The organism is Taklimakanibacter albus (genome assembly GCF_016595235.1).
Classification (GTDB): domain Bacteria; phylum Pseudomonadota; class Alphaproteobacteria; order Rhizobiales; family Aestuariivirgaceae; genus Taklimakanibacter; species Taklimakanibacter albus.
In genome coordinates this window covers 860,351-874,026 of record NZ_JAENHL010000007.1, presented here as the reverse complement: position 1 = coordinate 874,026, position 13,676 = coordinate 860,351, and the positions used below count along the sequence as shown (strand labels likewise).

The window sequence follows — 13,676 nt, the reverse complement described above, 5'->3', positions numbered from 1 at the left end:
ATGAGCGCTTCTCTCGCCGCCTTCCTCTATCTGGTTTCCGGTGCCTTGTTCATCATGGCGCTGCGCGGCCTGTCGAGCCCCGAGTCATCGCGCCAGGGCAACATGTACGGCATGATCGGCATGGGGCTCGCCATCGTGACGACGCTGCTCCTTGCCGCACCCGCCAGCGGGCTCGCCTGGGCGCTCATCATCGGCGGCATCGCCATTGGCGGCGCCATCGGCGCCGTCACCGCCAAACGCATCGCCATGACGGCGATGCCGCAGCTCGTCGCCGCCTTCCATTCGCTGGTCGGCCTCGCCGCCGTCTTCGTCGCCGCCGCCGCCTATTATTCGCCGGAGGCTTTCGGCATCGCCACCAATGGCGAGATCCATGCCCAGAGCCGTGTGGAGATGGCGCTCGGCGCCGCCATCGGCGCGCTCACCTTCACCGGCTCGATCATCGCCTTCCTCAAGCTCGACGGGCGGATGAGCGGCAAGCCGATCATCCTGCCGGCCCGGCATCTCATCAATATCGCGCTCGCCCTGGCGCTCATCGTCTGCATCTACAGCTTCTTCGCCAGCCAGAGCGCCATTGCCTTCTGGCTCATCGTCGTCATCAGCCTGGTGCTCGGCCTCTTGCTCATCGTGCCGATCGGCGGCGCCGATATGCCGGTCGTCATCTCGATGCTGAACTCCTATTCCGGCTGGGCCGCGGCCGGCATCGGCTTCACGCTCGCCAATACCGCGCTCATCATCACCGGCGCCTTGGTCGGCTCGTCGGGCGCGATCCTGTCCTACATCATGTGCAAGGGCATGAACCGTTCCTTCATCAGCGTCATTCTGGGCGGCTTCGGCGGCGAGACCGCAGCCGCGGCGGGCGGTGGCGAGGCCAAGCCCGTGAAGCAGGGCTCGGCCGAGGACGCGGCTTTCATCATGAAGAATGCCGGCTCGGTCATCATCGTGCCGGGCTACGGCATGGCGGTGGCGCAGGCCCAGCATGCGCTGCGCGAGATGGCCGACCATCTCAAGAAAGCGGGCGTCACGGTCAAATACGCCATCCATCCGGTGGCGGGCCGCATGCCCGGCCATATGAACGTGCTCCTGGCCGAAGCCAACGTGCCCTATGACGAGGTGTTCGAGCTCGAGGACATCAATTCCGAATTCGCGCAGTCGGACGTCGCCTTCGTCATCGGCGCCAATGACGTGACCAATCCCGCCGCCAAGGACGACCCGACCTCGCCGATCTTCGGCATGCCGGTGCTCGAAGTATGGAAGGCGAATACGGTGATGTTCATCAAGCGCGGCATGTCGTCTGGTTATGCCGGCATCGACAACGGCCTGTTCTATCGCGACAATACGATGATGCTGTTCGGCGACGCCAAGAAGATGACGGAAGAGATCGTCAAGGCGATGGGCTGACGCTTGCCGGCGTCCGACTTCGAGCGCGACGGTGTCGCGCTCCGCGAGAACGCCGTCGACGTCGCTATCATTGCGACACTGGCCGAGGAATTCGATGCGGCCGGCGTGCGCATCGGCGCGCGGCCGTTCGATCTCTCGCCCACCATCAGAGCATTGATCGGTCCTGAAGGCGCGCTCGGGCGGAGAGCGCGCGAGCTTTCGGGTGCACCACCGCGGCCGGTGCGGGTTCTCGCTTTCGACAAGACGCCCGATGCCAACTGGCATCTGCCCTGGCATCAGGACCGGGTCATCGCGGTGAAGCGCCGTGTCGTGCTCGCGGGCTTCGGCACCTGGACGATCAAAGGCGGCCAGCCGCATGTCGAGGCGCCGGCCGGCCTGCTCGAGAAGATGTTCAATCTGCGCCTCCATCTCGACGACTGCGATGCCGGCAATGGCGCGCTGAAGGTCCTGCCCGGCACGCATCGCCTGGGGCGCCTGAGCGATGCCGAGGTCAAGAGCGCGGCCGTCAAGGGGCAGGCCATCCTGTGCGAGGTCAAGGCCGGCGGCCTCCTGGCGATGAAGGCCCTGGCGCTCCATGCCAGCGACGCTTCGACCTCGCCACGCCGCAGGCGTGTGCTGCATGTCGATTACTGCTGGGGCGAATTGCCGAACGAGCTCGACTGGGCGCTCGATGCCTAGTCGTGAGCTTGCGGGCTCCCGGTGAGCCCGTAACGGTTCTCCAGAACGGACAGGACTTGCTCATATTTGTCGCCCGGCCTGATTGCCGGCAGGCCATGCAGGTAAGCAGTCACAGCCAGCCCAAGGACATAGGTGCTCGCTGGTGGTTTGATCTTGTGGTAGAGGTGCACGCCGAGAGTGTTCATCACGCCTGATGCCCGCACGAGCTCGAAGGCCATGCACAGGCTCTGCAGGTGAGAGGCGGCATCACTGTCGATATAGATCAGCGACTTTTTGATGACGCCGGTGCGTTTGTCGTAATACATGACCGTTCAACAAGGGGCGGCGACATGTCCAAAGGCGGCAGGGCCAAAGTTCACGATCGTCTTGGCCGTGATGTGGGCGTTCAGACGAAGCAGCGTATCGGTATCGTGATCCCGCCGGGTGAATTCTTCGGGCTCCGGCGCCATGTAGACTTCAATGCCGGAGGTGTCGGCCGCGCCGGTAAGCTGGCCGATCGCGCCAGGTGCATAGGACTGGAGGGTCTTCAGGCTACCCATGGCGGCCGGTGCACAGCCGCCCTCCGGACAGGTCACGTAGATTTGAGGCGGAGTTCGATATTTGAGGATGCCGGGAGACATCACGCTCGCCCAAGCGTAGCTCTCGACCAGCCAGCTGCGCCTCTCTTGCGGCAAGTCCTTGATATAAGCATCCATTTTGTCGATGGGCGTGGCGGTATCGGGGGCGGCGGCAGATGCCGCCATCCACAGAGCCGCAACGACATCCCGAGACGCAAACCAAGGCAGCAGGGCCATGGGCTCCCTCTATCCACGCCGGGAAATATAGGTAGCCGCCGCCTGGAAACCACGAGGCGCCGGAAAAGCTTCACCGTCTCGCTGTTAACCCGCCACGCAATCGTCTAGATTTACGGTCATTTACCGCGCCCTGAGGTTCCCAAGCCGCCCATGACCGACGCCAAAGAACATACGGTTCTCGAACTGCCGAAAGTCTACCTCGTCCGCATGATGGTGTTCACGCTGGTCGTCACCATCCTGGTGGTCGTGCTGTTTCCTCATATGCAACGGGCCTTTATGGCCAATCCGGCACTCAACGGCGTGATCATCGGCGCCCTCATTCTGGGCGTGGGCTATTCCTTCCGCATCGTCTGGCGGCTGTGGCCCGAGATCAACTGGGTCAACAGCTTCAAGATCAACGACCCCGACCATGATACGACTCACCTGCCGCGGTTGCTCGGGCCGATGGCGACGCTCTTCCGCGACCGGCCTAACCGCACCGTGCTGTCGCCTCTGTCGATGCGCTCGCTGCTCGATTCGCTCGCCTCCCGCCTCGATGAAGCGCGCGACATCTCGCGCTACCTGGTCGGCCTCCTGATCTTCCTGGGCCTTCTCGGCACTTTCTGGGGCCTGCTCGAAACCGTGACGTCGGTCGGTGACGCCATCCGGTCGCTCGACGTCTCCTCGGCCCAGTCGGCCACCGTCTTCGAGGAGCTCAAGACCGGCCTCGAGGCGCCCTTGTCGGGCATGGGCCTCGCCTTCTCGTCCTCGCTTTTCGGTCTCGCCGGATCGCTGATCCTGGGCTTCCTCGAATTGCAGGCCAGCCAGGCGCAGAACCGGTTCTACAACGATCTCGAAGACTGGCTGTCGACCATCACCGATCTCCAGGCCGGCGAAAGCGGGACACTGAGCGTGCCGCATTATCTAAGACTTGACGTGGCGGGCCTGCAAAAGGGCATCGAGCGCATCAACCAGACACTCGACGAGGCGCTCGCCTCCGAGCCGGCTCCGTCGGCTTCAGCGCCGGCGCCGGTTTCCTCGGGGCTCGGCCTGCCGGCGCTCTCCGCCCAGGACGGCGAATCCATGGAGAAGCTCGCCGACGCGGTGGCGAGCCTGGTGCAGCAGATGCGCGAGGAGCAGAAGATCGTGCGGCAATGGGCGCAGGCCCAGCAGGTCCAGCAGAACGAGATGCAGAAGCTCATCCTGCGCGCCTCCAAGCAGCAACCGCCGCAGAGCCAGGGCCCGGCGAGCCGGTTCAGCCAGGCCGCCGCGGTCGAGGACGAATAAACCATGGCGCAAGCCCTCTCGCGGCGCCGGCGCCATGACGATGCCCCTTATTGGCCAGGCTTCGTCGACGCGATGGCGCAGCTCCTGCTCGTCATCACCTTCCTCTTGTCGGTCTTCATCGTCGCGCAGTTCCTCCTGGCACGCGAGATCTCAGGCCAGGACAGCGCGCTCGGGCAATTGCGCTCGCAGATCGCCGAGCTGACCCAATTGCTGGCGCTCGAAAAATCGGCCAAGGCCGAGCTCGAACTCAATTTCGCGACGCTGGGCGATGATCTCCAGGCCGAGAAGACCAAGTCGTCCAACCTGATGCTGCAGCTCGAGGGCGAGGCCGCCAAGGGCGACAGCGCCGGCTCCACCATCACCGGCCTGCGCACCGCGCTCGACCAGGAGAAGCAGCTGTCCGCCGACGCGCTCGCCAAGGTCGAACTGCTCAACCAGCAGCTCGCGGCGCTCCGCCGGCAGATCGCAGCCCTGTCAGGGCTGCTCGCCGATGCCGAAACACGCTCGCGCACCGACCAGGCGCAGATCATCGATCTCGGCAAGCGGCTCAATTCGGCGCTGGCGCAGCGCGTGCAGGAGCTGACGCGTTATCGCTCGGAATTCTTCGGCCGCTTGCGCAAGATCCTGAGCCAGCGCTCCGATATCCTCGTCGTCGGCGACCGCTTCGTCTTCCAGTCGGAAGTGCTGTTCCCGAAGGGCTCGGCGACCATCAATCCGGCCGGGCTCGTCGAAATGGACAAGCTTGCCAGCGCGCTCAAGGAGCTCGAAGGCGAGATCCCGCCCGATATCGCCTGGGTGCTGCGCGTCGACGGCCATACCGACACTGACCCGATCCAGACGACCTTCAAGTCGAACTGGGAACTGTCCTCGGCCCGCGCCATCGCGGTCGTCAACTACCTGATCCAGCAAGGTGTGACGCCCAAACATCTGGTGGCGGCGGGCTTCGGCGAATTCCAGCCGCTCGATCCGGGCGACAGCGAAGAGGCGAAGACGCGCAACCGCCGCATCGAGCTCAAGCTCACCGAACGGTGATTCAACTACAATCCTCACCCTGATGTGCGCGCCGAAGGCGGGCCTCGAAGGGTGGCAAGCGGCAAGATCCTTGTACCTGGATCATGCTTCGAGGCTCGCTGCGCTCGCGCCTCAGCATGAGGGTGTATTAGTAATAAGCCTAGGCCGACTGAGCGCTGAACTGCAGCTTGGCGAGGCGTGAATAAAGCGGGTTCGTCTGGGCGAGCTCACCATGCTGGCCCTCGGCGACGATGCGGCCTTCATCGAGGACCAGGATACGTCCGGCATTCCTCACCGTCGCCAGGCGATGGGCGATGACCAAAGTCGTGCGATGCTGGGTGAGTTCGGTGATCGCTTCCTGGATCAGGGCCTCGCTCTCGGCATCGAGCGCGCTTGTCGCCTCATCGAGGAGAAGGATCGGCGCGTCGCGCAATATGGCGCGGCCGATGGCGATGCGCTGGCGCTGGCCGCCTGACAAAGTGATGCCACGCTCGCCGACTTCAGTGTCGTAGCCTTTCGGCAGACGCTCGGCGAATTCATCGATGCGGGCGGCGCGCGCCGCTGCCTTGATCTCGGCGAGCGATGCTTCGGGCCGGCCGAAACGGATGTTGTCGAGGACGCTCCCCGAGAAGATCACGGTCTCCTGCGGCACCACCGCGATACGCGACCTGACGGCGCGCGGATCGGCCTGGCGCACATCGACGCCATCGACCAGGACGCGGCCCGTCTGCGGATCATAGAAGCGCTGCAGCAGCGCGAAGATCGTCGACTTGCCGGCCCCCGATGGGCCGACAAGGGCCACCGTCTCACCCTTGGCCACGGCGAAGCTCACATCTTCGAGCGCCGGGCCATCGGGCCGGGTCGGATAGTGGAAGCTCACTCTGTCGAAGACGACCTCGCCCTTGGCGGGTGAAGGCAGCGGCACGGGCGAAAGCGGCGCGGCGATGGCGGGCTTTTCGTCGAGAAGCTCGGCAATGCGTTCGGCGGCACCCGAGGCGGCCTGAACTTCGCCCCAGACCTGCGACAGCTCGCCGAGCGCGCTCGCCGCGAGCACGGCATAAAGCACGAACTGGCTGAGCGATCCCGCCGTCATGGCGCCGGTGATGACCTCGCGGGCGCCATACCAGAGCACCGCCGTCACCGAACCCAGCGACAGGAAGATGATGGCGCCGGTGAGGAAGGCGCGGGCGCGGGTGCGCCTCGCGGAGGCGTCGAAGGCGACAGCGGTCGCATCCTTGAAGGCCTTGATCGCGGTGAGCTCCTGGACGAAGGACTGCACCGCCGTCACCGCCAGAAGACGCTCCTGAGCGTAAGCCGCCGAATGGGCGAGCGTGTCCTGGGCCTCGCGCGACAGCGCGCGCACCCGGCGGCCGAAGAAGATGAGCGGCAGCACGATCAACGGAATGGCGAGGAGGACCAGGCCCGACAATTGCGGGCTCGTGACCACCATCATCACGGCGGCGCCGATCAGCATCACCAGATTGCGCAAGGCGATCGAGGCCGAGGTGGAGAAGGCCGACTTGATCTGGGTCGTGTCGGCGGTGAGGCGCGAGACGATCTCGCCCGAGCGGTTCGCTTCGTAGAAGGCGGGGCTGAGATCGAGCAGGTGCTTGAACAGGAGGTCGCGGGTATCGGCGACGATACGCTCGCCGAGCCAGGTGACGAGGTAGAAGCGGGCGGCGGAGGCGAGTGCCAGGACCGCGACGACGGCCAGCATCACGGCAAAATACTGGTTGATGAGGAGGCTGCCCTCGGCCGAAAAGCCATGGTCGATGACCCGGCGGACCGCCAGCGGCACGATGAGGGTGGCGAGGGCCGCCACCACCAGGGCCAGGAAGGCCAAAGCGACGGGCAGGCGATAGGCCGTGAGCAGGGGTAAGAAGCGGCGGAGCGGCTTCAGGCTCTTGCCGGCAGGCCGGGCCGGGGCGGTATCTTCGGTTGAACGAGCCATTTTGCTCCAGTTAGACCAGCCGGACCGCCCTAAAAAGGGGCCAAGCCGCCGCACTTGCGCTGGGGCCCCCCCTCCTGTATAGACGCCGCCCGAAGCCCCTAAATTCGCAGTTTCCGGGCGCCGCGGGCGCGCCTCCAAGAGAGTTTACGCCATGAAGAAAGACATTCATCCCGAATACCACATGATCAATGTGGTGATGACCGACGGCAGCAAGTTCCAGACCCGTTCGACCTACGGCAAGGAAGGCGACACGCTCAATCTCGACATCGATCCGAAGTCGCATCCGGCCTGGACCGGCGGCCAGCAGACGCTCCTCGATCGCGGAGGCCGCGTCAGCAAGTTCAAGCAGAAGTTCGGCTTCCTCAACAAGTAGGCCTGGCTTTCAGCTTTGCGCCCTAAACCCGGCCTCGCGCCGGGTTTTGTGTTTTGGGAGTCCCGTTACCCGGCTGGCATTTCGGTCGATTGATAGGCCACATTCTGCCAGCGGCCGTCTTCTCTCACCCAGACCGACAGGAAGCGCGCCTGATAGTCGAATGAGGCGGCGCCATTCCGTCCGCAGGCGCTCCAGCGGCCGGTGACGACGGCCGTCCCGTCATAGAGGCGGATGTCGAGCTGATCCACCGAGGCCTTGTCCCAATGGCGCGCGCCCTTGCGAAAGGACGCCAGCGTCTCGGCTTTGTTCTCGGCGGCGCCACCTGGCTGGATGATGATGTAGTCCTTGTGGAGAAGCTGATCGAAGAGTGCCAAATCGAGACTGAGATGCGCGTCGGCCAGCGCTCGCTCAGCCTGAGCAACGGCCAGCAGGTCATCGAAGTTCTTGGCTGAGGCCATAAATGCAGCTTTCGGTGGGCAGGGATGGATAGCGTTGGAGCCAGCGCTTACATAGCAAGCTTTGTGAATCAGGGAACCAGCCATGCCGACGGAAACCCAGCCCCGCATCGCCATCACCTATTGCACCCAGTGCCAATGGCTGCTCCGTGCGGCCTGGATGGCCCAGGAGCTGCTGTCGACCTTCACCACCGAGCTGGGTGAGGTCGCCCTCATACCTGGCACCGGCGGAATCTTTCAGATCACCTGCGGGGATGAGCTCATATGGGACCGCAAGCGCGACGGCGGCTTTCCGGACGTGAAGACGCTCAAGCAGCTGGTGCGCGACCGGGTGGCGCCGGAACGCGATCTCGGCCACACCGACCGGGCGGCGGAAGAGCGCAAATGACGTTGGCCTTCCGGCCACTCAGCCGGGATAATCTTGCCGATGTGGCTGGGCTCGATGGCGCCTTCACGGTCGAGGCCGAGCTCATCCCTTCGGCGCGCCACGGCGTCGTCACATATGACATCGAACCGGTGCCGGCCTACCTAAAGCGGTATGCCGACAATGAGGAAGGCGAGCTCGCCGACTTCATCGATGCGCCGGACAAGATGTTTCTCCTGGCCTATGCCGACGGCGAATTGGCGGGGCATATTTCGGTGGCGATCCATTGGAACCGCTATGCCTTCATCGATCATCTCGCGGTCGACGCCCGATCCCGGCGCCATGGCGTGGGCAGGGCGCTGCTTGCACAAGCAATCGACTGGGCGCGTGCGCGGCAACTGCCGGGCGTGATGCTCGAAACCCAGAACAACAATGTCGCCGCCTGCAGGCTCTATGAACGGCTGGGCTTCACGCTCGGCGGCTTCGATCGTTTCCTTTATCGCGGCGAGATGCCGGAGACGCGCGAGATCGCGCTGTTCTGGTATCTGCCGCTCGGCTGAACTGACGCGAGCATTAGCTCGTTCACATTCATGCCGCCAAATCCCCGTCCGGCTGGTTGAGATAGATCAGCACGCCGATGATGGCGACGTAGAATTTGAAGGCGGCTTCCTGGCCGTTCCAGGTCTGCGACTGCCACATCGCGAACCATTCGCCGCCCACCACCATGAAGCCGAAGAACCAGACGAGGAAACCCATGGTGGCGGCGATGACGGCTAAGCGTTTGGCCTTGTTGAATTGAGCACCGGTTGCGTGGCGCGCCTGCCAGAGATGGAGGGCGCCGATGAGGAATAGGAGGAACGTCACGGCCTCGCCCAGAATGATGAGCCAGTAGGCGACGTGCCAGAGACTCTCACTGGTGATGGCACGATACATCAGCTTGTTGCCCGGGAAGGTCGTGTCCATGCTGAGCACATGCTGGACGAAGGCGAAATTGGAGCCGTAATCGGTGATGTTGCCGAAGGCCACCATGAAGGCGAAAGCCGCCAGGCACAGGCACATGATGATCTTGGAAAGGCGCACGGTCATGGTCGAATCTTCCCCATATGCGATTGCGTCATTTTAACTGGAGAGTGATCCTGTCGCCATGGGATAGTCGGCCGACCCCGGAGGATCCGCCATGCGCAAGACCAGCATCGCCTTGACCGACAGCGCTGGACGTTATGTCGAGCGACACGGCATCAGGGCGGAAGTGACAAAGCTCGATCTCGACGCCCAATGCACGATCGGCGACATCGTTTCACTCGAGCGTGAGGAGATGCCGCATGACTTCGTCGTCCTGCGTCGGCGCTGGGTGATCTCAGGCAAGGGCCGCGAGCTCGAAATCACGCTCGATTATCCGGCTCGCCCCCTGAAGATCTGAAGCGCTGAGTTCCCTGTAACATGCAGGAGCATTTACAGTGGAATTACAGGGGTTTTCAGGGAATTTTCGCGAAATCCGCGGAACAGGGATCTCGCCCTCATCCGGCGATACTCGCAATATCCAACATCTGCGCCCGGGAGTTCAACCCCGCGAGATCTACCGGCGTGCCGTTTTGAACACCGCCGCCAGCCGGTCCATCTGGTGGCTGACGGGGCTGGGCTGCGGCGGGGCGACCCGCGCTTTGGTGGACAGCATCTCGTCGAGCTTCTGAATGCGCTCATGCAGCCTGAGCGAACGGTCGACGAGGTCCTTGAGGGCCACCGGAATCTGCTCATAGCCGGTCATGACATGGCCGGCCCCGATTTCGGAAAGATGGATGCGGTGCTTCTCCTTGGAGGCGTCGTCGACCGAGATTTCCCCGGCCGAGACGGCGCGCTGGAGCAGAAGCCACGAGGCGAGCTGCATCAGCCTGGTGGTCAGGCGCATGCTTTCGGTGGCATAGGCGATGGCGCCGGTGCGGTCGAGCAGGCGGGCATCCTGGCGGCCGGGACCGTCGAGATAATTCGCGGTCTCCTCGACCAGGCCCATGCCTTCCTTGAAGATCGAAGCGAATTGATCCGAGGCGGTGAAGCGCGCCAGAAAGTCGACCAGGCTCTCGCCGCGGCCATTCGTAGAATTGTCCCCTGTCACCATCATGAGAATCGTTTCTTTCGTTCTTTCTCCGTCGCACCCTCAGCGGAATGGGTTTAACGGAACATTAAAACCTGCGTCATTTTCGGCCACTATCCACAGAAAATGGCCCGGTGCTCTGGTGACGAGCAAATCGCGGGCCAAAAAAAAGCCGCGCAAAAGCGCGGCTTAAAAGGTTCTAACAGGGAGGCGTCAAACAGAGTGGACAGGAGCCACTCGGAGAATCCAGATGACTGGATTACATTGATGAAAATACAACCGAATCCCTTACTGATTGGTTAACGATACGGTTGCTTAACGCAAAAAGAGTCTAAACGCCTCCTCAGCTCCTGAAAAATGCGTCGGCAGCGGCCTTGCTCGACTGCTTGCCGGCGATGGCTTCACGGATGCGAACGATCTCGGATTCCAAAAGGTGAACGCGGTGTTCGAGTTCGGCTACCGACAGGAGGGCCAAATCCTCACCGATGACGATCTCGGGCTTCTTGATCCGACGGATGTCGTCGAGGTCCATGCGCCTACTCCCTTGACGATGTGAACAGAATGGGCAGTTTGGCCTGCGCCCTCCGCCTCTGCAAGTCCGGCCGCGATCAGGCAAAGGGGATCGCCCGCCACCCGAACAAGGAGTCCTCCATGACCGCGCTGCCCGCCAAGATGACCGCCATCGCCATCACGACGCCGGGCGGTCCGGAGGTGCTCAAGTCCGCCCTGATCGCTGTGCCGGTCCCCAAGGACCATGAGGTGCTGATCAAGGTCGCCGCCGCCGGCGTCAACCGACCGGATGTGCTGCAGCGGCAGGGCGGCTACCCGCCGCCCGCCGGGGCGCCCTCGACACCGGGCCTCGAAGTGGCGGGCCATGTGGTGGCGAAGGGCCCGCAAGTGACGCGCTATAAGGAAGGCGACATCGTCTGCGCCCTGGTGCCGGGCGGCGGCTATGCCGAATATTGCGTGGCGGCCGAGGACAATGCGCTTCCGGTTCCGGGCGGCATTTCGCTCATCGAAGCCGGCGGCATTCCGGAGACTTTCTTCACCGTATGGACCAATGTCTTCGAACGGGGCGGGCTTAAACCCGGCGAGACGTTGCTCGTCCATGGCGGCTCGAGCGGCATCGGCACCACGGCCATCATGATGGCGCATCAGCTGGGATCACGTGTCTTCGCGACCGCGGGCTCGACCGACAAATGCCGCGCCTGCGAGGCCTTGGGCGCCCAACGCGGCATCAATTACCGGGAGGAAGACTTCGGCCAGGTCGTCAAGGCCGCCACCGACGGAAAGGGGGCCGATGTGATCCTCGACATGGTGGGGGGCGATTATGTCGGGCGCAACCTTGCCGCCGCAGCGATGTTTGGCCGGATCGTCAATATCGCCTTCCTCAAGGGCTCCAAGGTCGAGGTCGATCTCCTCCCCATCATGTTGAAGCGGCTGACCCTGACCGGTTCGACGCTCAGGCCGCGCAGCGTCGCCGAAAAGGCGGAAATCGCCCGGGCGCTCGAGGCCCGGGTGTGGCCGCTCCTGTCCCAAGGCAAGATCCGGCCGCAGATCTTCAAGACATTCCCCCTGGCGGAGGCTGCGCAAGCGCACCGGCTGATGGAATCGAGCGCCCATGTCGGCAAGATTGTGCTTGTGCCGTGAGGGCCCTCGCGCCTATATAACCCTTATTCCATTCATCTTTTGATCTCGCGATCACAGAGCCATCGGTTCTGAAGGAGTTTTTCCCTATGTCACGCGCACCTTTGATGCCCAAGGCCACCGCCGTGTGGCTCGTCGAGAATACCGCGCTCACCTTCCGCCAGATCGCCGATTTCTGTGGTCTGCATGAGCTCGAGGTAAAGGGCATTGCCGATGGCGATGTCGCGCAGGGGATCAAGGGCCTCGATCCGGTGACCGGCGGCCAGCTCACCCGCGAGGAGATCGAGAAGGGCGAGAAGGACGCGGAATACCGTCTCAAGCTGCTCGAGCCCAAGGTCAATATCGCGATCCAGAAGGCGACCAAGGGGCCGCGCTATACGCCGGTGTCGAAGCGCGGCGACCGTCCCGACGCCATCGCCTGGCTCCTGCGCTACCACCCCGAGCTGCCGGATTCACAGATCATGAAGCTGGTCGGCACCACCAAGACGACCATCGCCGCAATCCGCGACCGCACCCATTGGAACGCGCCCAACATCAAGCCGGTCGATCCGGTGTCGCTGGGCCTGTGCTCGCAGATTGATCTCGATTTCGCGGTGCAGAAGGCGGCGCGCAAGTCGGGCCGGGGCTATGTGCCTGATGCCGAGCCGGTGCGCACCCTCATCCCGGCGGCGGCCGCCGTGGCGCCCGCCGAGCCGCATCACGAGGAAGCAGCCCCGCATGCGAAGAAGCATGAAGAAGAGGAATATGACGCCGATTCCGTCTTCGCCAAGCTGAAGGGCCTTAAAGCTCCGTCCGAGGACGAATAATGCGTGTACTGATCATTGGCGCGTCGGGCGCGCTCGGCCAGGCCGCCGTCGCGGCATTGAAGGGCCGCCATGAGATCGTCACCGCCGGACGTTCGTCGGGCGATGTGAAGGTCGACCTTACCGACCGCGCCTCGATCGAGCGCATGTACAAGGATGCCGGCAAGCTCGACGCCGTCGTGGCCTGCACCGGACATGCGCATTTCGGTCCGCTCGCGACGATGACCGAAGATCAGTTCATGCACGGCCTCAAGGACAAGCTGATGGGCCAAGTGAATGTGGTTCTCATCGGCCAGTCGCTGATCAATGACGGCGGGTCCTTTACGCTGACCGGCGGCGTGCTCGACCGCGATCCGATCCGCAAGGGCGTCAATGCCTCGACGGTCAACGGCGCGCTCAACGCTTTCGCCCTGAGCGCCGCCATCGAGCTTTCGCGCGGCATCCGCATCAATGTGGTGAGCCCGACCGTGCTCGAAGTGTCGGCCAAGAAATATGACGGCTTCTTCCCGGGCCACCAGCCGGTCTCCTCGGCGCGCGTGGGTCTCGCTTATGTGAAGAGCGTCGAGGGCGCCATCACCGGCCAGGTGATCAAGCTCGACTGAGCAAACTCGCAAATTGGTTTCGCCGAATACGGAAAGGCCGCCTCATGAGGCGGCCTTTCGCATTTGTGGGACTATTCGGCCCATATCCGCTCCCGCACAGGTTGATTTCTCTGCAGGAAACATTTCTGCGGCATTCTGTCCATATTTTTGTTGTAAGCACAACATTTGCATTGTAATATGCGAATTACTCTAAGCGATTTCGCTGAGCGGCAAGTGTCCATTCGCCGCGAGCAACAACAAAAACT

The 13,676-nt window shown here is 63.3% G+C and carries 18 protein-coding genes; 11 read left to right on the top strand and 7 right to left on the bottom strand.

What is annotated here, in order from left to right; all coding sequences use genetic code 11:
- A complete protein-coding gene (locus tag JHL16_RS15805) occupies window positions 1-1,398 on the top strand; it encodes an NAD(P)(+) transhydrogenase (Re/Si-specific) subunit beta (RefSeq protein WP_200185855.1) in 1,398 nt (465 codons plus the stop codon).
- Between the two features lie 3 nt (window positions 1,399-1,401).
- The gene (locus JHL16_RS15800; RefSeq protein WP_200185854.1) at window positions 1,402-2,076 is read left to right on the top strand and encodes a phytanoyl-CoA dioxygenase family protein; all 675 of its coding nucleotides are present in this window, start codon (window positions 1,402-1,404) and stop codon (window positions 2,074-2,076) included.
- On the opposite strand, the gene JHL16_RS15795 is transcribed toward JHL16_RS15800, so the two are convergent.
- Both JHL16_RS15795 and JHL16_RS15790 read right to left on the bottom strand, forming a co-directional pair.
- Entirely contained in the window at window positions 2,073-2,381 is a 309-nt protein-coding gene (locus JHL16_RS15795) for a hypothetical protein (RefSeq protein WP_200185853.1), read from the bottom strand. The genes JHL16_RS15800 and JHL16_RS15795 overlap by 4 nt on opposite strands.
- Before the next feature lie 6 nt (window positions 2,382-2,387).
- Complete coding sequence (locus tag JHL16_RS15790; RefSeq protein ID WP_200185852.1) at window positions 2,388-2,870, bottom strand: hypothetical protein; 483 nt, start codon at window positions 2,868-2,870, stop codon at window positions 2,388-2,390.
- A gap of 150 nt (window positions 2,871-3,020) precedes the next feature.
- Here JHL16_RS15790 and JHL16_RS15785 point away from each other — a divergent pair, with 150 nt between their 5' ends.
- Both JHL16_RS15785 and JHL16_RS15780 read left to right on the top strand, forming a co-directional pair.
- Complete coding sequence (locus JHL16_RS15785; protein WP_200185851.1) at window positions 3,021-4,136, top strand: flagellar motor protein MotA; 1,116 nt, start codon at window positions 3,021-3,023, stop codon at window positions 4,134-4,136.
- 3 nt (window positions 4,137-4,139) lie between these two features.
- Window positions 4,140-5,168, top strand: a complete 1,029-nt coding sequence (locus JHL16_RS15780; RefSeq protein ID WP_200185850.1) for a peptidoglycan -binding protein — start codon at window positions 4,140-4,142, stop codon at window positions 5,166-5,168.
- 139 nt (window positions 5,169-5,307) lie between these two features.
- Here JHL16_RS15780 and JHL16_RS15775 read toward each other — a convergent pair whose 3' ends face one another.
- The gene (locus tag JHL16_RS15775) at window positions 5,308-7,098 is read right to left on the bottom strand and encodes an ABC transporter transmembrane domain-containing protein (protein WP_200185849.1); all 1,791 of its coding nucleotides are present in this window, start codon (window positions 7,096-7,098) and stop codon (window positions 5,308-5,310) included.
- A 151-nt stretch (window positions 7,099-7,249) separates the two neighbouring features.
- Between JHL16_RS15775 and rpmE the strand changes: the two genes are divergently transcribed.
- Entirely contained in the window at window positions 7,250-7,471 is a 222-nt protein-coding gene (rpmE, locus tag JHL16_RS15770) for a 50S ribosomal protein L31 (RefSeq protein ID WP_200185848.1), read from the top strand.
- A gap of 65 nt (window positions 7,472-7,536) precedes the next feature.
- Here rpmE and JHL16_RS15765 read toward each other — a convergent pair whose 3' ends face one another.
- Window positions 7,537-7,929, bottom strand: a complete 393-nt coding sequence (locus JHL16_RS15765; protein WP_200185847.1) for a nuclear transport factor 2 family protein — start codon at window positions 7,927-7,929, stop codon at window positions 7,537-7,539.
- Between the two features lie 82 nt (window positions 7,930-8,011).
- On the opposite strand from JHL16_RS15765, the gene JHL16_RS15760 reads away from it, so the two are divergent.
- On the top strand, window positions 8,012-8,314 hold the full coding sequence (locus tag JHL16_RS15760) for an Rdx family protein (protein ID WP_200185846.1): 303 nt from the start codon (window positions 8,012-8,014) through the stop codon (window positions 8,312-8,314).
- On the top strand, window positions 8,311-8,850 hold the full coding sequence (locus tag JHL16_RS15755) for a GNAT family N-acetyltransferase (RefSeq protein ID WP_200185845.1): 540 nt from the start codon (window positions 8,311-8,313) through the stop codon (window positions 8,848-8,850). Before JHL16_RS15760 ends, JHL16_RS15755 begins: the two co-directional genes overlap by 4 nt.
- 28 nt (window positions 8,851-8,878) lie before the next feature.
- Here the strand turns inward: JHL16_RS15755 and JHL16_RS15750 are convergent, their stop codons facing one another.
- Window positions 8,879-9,376, bottom strand: coding sequence for a DUF2165 family protein (locus tag JHL16_RS15750; protein ID WP_200185844.1), 498 nt, complete (start codon window positions 9,374-9,376; stop codon window positions 8,879-8,881).
- A 91-nt stretch (window positions 9,377-9,467) separates the two neighbouring features.
- On the opposite strand from JHL16_RS15750, the gene JHL16_RS15745 reads away from it, so the two are divergent.
- Entirely contained in the window at window positions 9,468-9,710 is a 243-nt protein-coding gene (locus JHL16_RS15745; RefSeq protein WP_200185843.1) for a hypothetical protein, read from the top strand.
- Window positions 9,711-9,866: 156 nt separating this feature from the next.
- On the opposite strand, the gene rcdA is transcribed toward JHL16_RS15745, so the two are convergent.
- Both rcdA and JHL16_RS15735 read right to left on the bottom strand, forming a co-directional pair.
- Complete coding sequence (gene rcdA, locus JHL16_RS15740) at window positions 9,867-10,406, bottom strand: protease adaptor protein RcdA (RefSeq protein ID WP_246770945.1); 540 nt, start codon at window positions 10,404-10,406, stop codon at window positions 9,867-9,869.
- A gap of 316 nt (window positions 10,407-10,722) precedes the next feature.
- Window positions 10,723-10,911 (bottom strand): DUF1192 domain-containing protein, encoded by a 189-nt coding sequence (locus JHL16_RS15735; RefSeq protein ID WP_200185842.1) that lies wholly within the window; start codon window positions 10,909-10,911, stop codon window positions 10,723-10,725.
- Between the two features lie 119 nt (window positions 10,912-11,030).
- Here JHL16_RS15735 and JHL16_RS15730 point away from each other — a divergent pair, with 119 nt between their 5' ends.
- The 3 genes from JHL16_RS15730 to JHL16_RS15720 all read left to right on the top strand — a co-directional run bounded on the left by JHL16_RS15730 (window position 11,031) and on the right by JHL16_RS15720 (window position 13,431).
- On the top strand, window positions 11,031-12,029 hold the full coding sequence (locus JHL16_RS15730) for an NAD(P)H-quinone oxidoreductase (RefSeq protein ID WP_200185841.1): 999 nt from the start codon (window positions 11,031-11,033) through the stop codon (window positions 12,027-12,029).
- A gap of 86 nt (window positions 12,030-12,115) precedes the next feature.
- Window positions 12,116-12,832, top strand: a complete 717-nt coding sequence (locus JHL16_RS15725) for a DUF1013 domain-containing protein (protein WP_200185840.1) — start codon at window positions 12,116-12,118, stop codon at window positions 12,830-12,832.
- Window positions 12,832-13,431 carry a short chain dehydrogenase gene (locus tag JHL16_RS15720; protein WP_200185839.1) on the top strand — a complete coding sequence of 200 codons (600 nt, stop codon included), beginning with the start codon at window positions 12,832-12,834 and terminating at the stop codon, window positions 13,429-13,431. The genes JHL16_RS15725 and JHL16_RS15720 overlap by 1 nt, the downstream gene beginning before the upstream one ends.
- Window positions 13,432-13,676 lie beyond the last annotated feature (245 nt).